The sequence below is a fragment of the Streptomyces hoynatensis genome, from assembly GCF_003626535.1.
In the GTDB taxonomy this organism is placed as follows: domain Bacteria; phylum Actinomycetota; class Actinomycetes; order Streptomycetales; family Streptomycetaceae; genus Streptomyces; species Streptomyces hoynatensis.
In genome coordinates this window covers 1-1,097 of record NZ_RBAL01000052.1, presented here as the reverse complement: position 1 = coordinate 1,097, position 1,097 = coordinate 1, and the positions used below count along the sequence as shown (strand labels likewise).

The window sequence follows — 1,097 nt, the reverse complement described above, 5'->3', positions numbered from 1 at the left end:
TGGGACTAGACGACGCGGTTCCGGTCACAGCCGCGGCAGAGCAACCGGCGCCCTCGGCGAACTCGCCCGCACCGGCGCCCTCGACATCCACCTCCCCACCACCACCGGAGACCCCCTCCCCCCCACCCGCCCCGGCGACGTCCTCGTCCCCCTCATCCACGACACCGACACCACCCCCACCACCCACGTCATCGACCACACCACCCCGCCCCCCACCCCACCCGAGCGCCACACCGCCCTCCTCCGCCCCAACCCCCAGGCCCTCGACCCCTGGTTCCTCGCCGGCTTCCTCCGCGCCAGCCACAACACCCGCCAAGCCAGCAGCTACGCCTCAAGCGCCACCCGCATCGACATCCGCCGCCTGAAAGTCCCCCGCATCCCCCTCGCAGAACAGCAACGCTACGGACGCCGCTTCGCCGAACTCGCCACCTTCGAAACGACCCTCCAGCACGCCGCCGACCTCGGCCGCCGCCTCACCCAGGGCACCATCGACGCCCTCACCCAAGGCACCCTCCCCCCAGGCGACTGACCCACCCCCGGCCCCCCACCACCCCCCGCACCCGGCACCCCAACACCCCCCGCACCCGCCCGATATCATCCTCATCCGCACCACACCCACAGCCCCACCACACCCACAGCCCCACCACCACACCAGGCAAGGCACCCAGGGGGGAGACCATGTACGGGCCACCGCCACCCACCCCCCAGCCGGGCCCCGCCACCCCTCACCCCCCGGCCGACCGCAAAACCCTCGTCCTGCGCTGGACCTTCGCCAGCTTCCCCCTCTGGTCCCTCGGCCTCCTCGCCTGGGTCCCCTACCTCCGCTTCGCCCTCCACCGCAAACGCCCCACCGACTGGGCCGTCCTCGCCCTCTACTGCTCCCTCACCATCCTCGAAGTCGTCCTCATCGAATTCGTCCCCGACGACGAAAGCACCTACAGCGCCTTCGCCGGCCTCTACCTCCTCACCTACCTCGCCGCCGCCACCATCCACGCCGTCCGCGGCGACCGCTTCCCCCCCCCCCCCCCCCCCCCCCCCCCCCCCCCCCCCCCCCCCCCCCCCCCCCCCCCCCCTCCCCCCCCCCCCCCCCCCCCCCC

Annotated in this window: 1 protein-coding gene; it reads left to right on the top strand. The window is 74.0% G+C overall.

Going from position 1 to position 1,097, the window contains the following annotated elements; all coding sequences use genetic code 11:
* Positions 1-529 (top strand): restriction endonuclease subunit S domain-containing protein (locus D7294_RS32170; protein WP_479681739.1); only part of this gene is annotated, 529 nt, incomplete at its 5' end.
* Between the last annotated feature and the right edge of the window lie 568 nt (positions 530-1,097).